This window comes from Pontibacter pamirensis, from assembly GCF_010015475.1.
Classification (GTDB): domain Bacteria; phylum Bacteroidota; class Bacteroidia; order Cytophagales; family Hymenobacteraceae; genus Pontibacter; species Pontibacter pamirensis.
Map to the genome: position 1 here is coordinate 1 of NZ_SSNI01000099.1, position 1,949 is coordinate 1,949.

Below are 1,949 nucleotides of genomic sequence, written 5' to 3' on the forward strand. Positions count from 1 at the left end.
TCAGGGGATAGGGAGACAGATTCCGGTGGAGGTATACAAACAGCAGGCGGCCTGATTGGGAGAGGACTTAGGGAAAAATCAACTTAAAAACAGTGCTTGGTGGTCCTACAAACAGGGAGTACTATAGGAGAGGTATTCATAATTCCTCAACAGTGTAGAGATTCGCTTTGAAGGCTAAGGCGTTACCCTGCATGGCATGCAATTGAGTAAATTAAATAATCTGCTTCATCACTTTTCCTCCTTCTTATTAAACATCAGAAAATGCTGAATTGGCAGAGAATCCTCGCGCCTGAAAAGCCTGAAGCCATTCGCCTCCAACTCCTTCTTAACCTGCTCCGCAGTCATTTTGTGCAACTCCCGGATGGCTACCTTTGGGTCTTCTGCACGGTACTCCAGCAGCAGCAATTTACCGCCCGGCTTCAATGCCTTGTGTATAGCCTGCAGCATTTCATGGGGATACTCCAGTTCGTGATATACATCAACCATAAAGGCAAGGTCAAGTGAGGCGTCAGGTACGTTTATGCTTTTGGTACCGCCTTTTACCACTTCCACATTACTTAGCCCAAGTTCCTGTCTGCGCTTTTCAAGTTCAGCAACAAATGCATCCTGCAACTCTACAGCGTATATTTTACCCTTGGGTACCTTCTTTGCTACCTTAAAAGAATAAAAACCGGTACCTGCGCCAATGTCAGCAACAACACTTTGAGGAGTTAGCATCATGCTGTCAATAGCACGTAACGATTTTTCTTCTTTCTGCCTGGTGCTCCTGTCAAGCCAGCCACCCCCGCCCGCTCCTATAACCCGGGCGATTTCGCGGGCCATGTATATTTTGCCAGTACCACCCGGACTAGGTGGTCTAGTAGTATAGACTGCTGCCGCTTTTTGCTCTACCTGCGCCTGGCAGTTACTCCCGGCACCCAGAAACAACCACAGGAACAGCACAAAAAGCTGCTTCATACCTTGGTAGGAGGATGTTTTCATATAAACTTGAGATTGGGTTAAACTCTTGATTTGTTTTTTTACGACATCGATCAGTTCTTTGGTTTACTTTGAGGCTACTTCTCATTCTCGACTTCCTCCAAGCACTGAACAAATGCTTTGGACATTCATTATTTACCAAAAGAGTAAACTACAAGCACTGGAGCGCTATCTGAGAAACACATCCTTACGTTCTTCTGCGGCTAATTTTGTTCTCCACCTGTAAAAAAGCGACTTACGTTTCAAAGGCACCGACGGCAGAGATACTTATAAAAACCATGAACTTTAATCTGAATTTCAAGTCTCACTGGAGCAACCTATGTCATGATATGCGAATGGGATAGGAATAGCATTGTCCAGCACCTTTAGAAGGAACGTGCTGGAAGTATACATGTTCGACTCACTAAATCATGTTAAAGTGATAGCCCAAAGCAAGAGGACTACAACCTCTTGCGGCTCCAGAACAGACTGGATGGAATGAGCCCGGTGGAATACGCCCGGGCGAGCGCAGCGGATGTTCTTAGTAGTAGTAGTAGTAGTAGTAGTAGTAGTAGTAGTAGTAGCAGAAGTGAACTGCATTAAATTGAATCTTCTAATCCTATGCCGTTCTAAAGCAGGAGAGCCGACAACAGCACCAGACTATGGGACACTACTCGATTGTTTTTATCAAGTAATGTATTCAAATTATAATAAAAAACGTAGTAATATTTATAAATAGTACTTTCGCAAACTGTACCTAAGCGAAAAAATTAAGTAGAAGTAGTTGGAGGGAGAAGTAGCATGAAAACAGCTATAGATATGTACTGCCAATATCTGTTGAGTACGCAGGTTAACTATACCTGCACCTATTTTGCTGACCACCTGCAGGGGCTGAGTCATGATTCCGTTCACCGCTTTCTCAGAGATGAAAAGCTTACGTCCCGCTTGTTGTGGGAGAAGGTATCGCCGCATCTCACCCAGTCCTCCCGTGC

The 1,949-nt window shown here is 44.7% G+C and carries 2 protein-coding genes and 1 pseudogene; 1 reads left to right on the forward strand and 2 read right to left on the reverse strand.

Going from position 1 to position 1,949, the window contains the following annotated elements; all coding sequences use genetic code 11:
* Nucleotides 1-228 precede the first annotated feature (228 nt).
* Both E1919_RS27070 and E1919_RS27075 read right to left on the reverse strand, forming a co-directional pair.
* On the reverse strand, nucleotides 229-981 hold the full coding sequence (locus tag E1919_RS27070; protein WP_237144895.1) for a class I SAM-dependent methyltransferase: 753 nt from the start codon (nucleotides 979-981) through the stop codon (nucleotides 229-231).
* Between the two features lie 405 nt (nucleotides 982-1,386).
* Nucleotides 1,387-1,557: a hypothetical protein gene (locus E1919_RS27075; RefSeq protein WP_162056516.1), complete on the reverse strand. Its 171-nt coding sequence runs from the start codon at nucleotides 1,555-1,557 to the stop codon at nucleotides 1,387-1,389.
* A 201-nt stretch (nucleotides 1,558-1,758) separates the two neighbouring features.
* Here E1919_RS27075 and E1919_RS27860 point away from each other — a divergent pair.
* Nucleotides 1,759-1,949, forward strand: a pseudogene (locus E1919_RS27860) (IS701 family transposase); the annotation flags it as partial.

What these genes read in the sequence shown, in the direction of transcription:
- E1919_RS27070 (WP_237144895.1), bottom strand. Translation starts at nt 981, where the DNA reads ATGAAAACATCCTCCTACCAAGGTATGAAGCAGCTTTTTGTGCTGTTC.
- E1919_RS27075 (WP_162056516.1), bottom strand. Translation starts at nt 1,557, where the DNA reads ATGCAGTTCACTTCTGCTACTACTACTACTACTACTACTACTACTACT.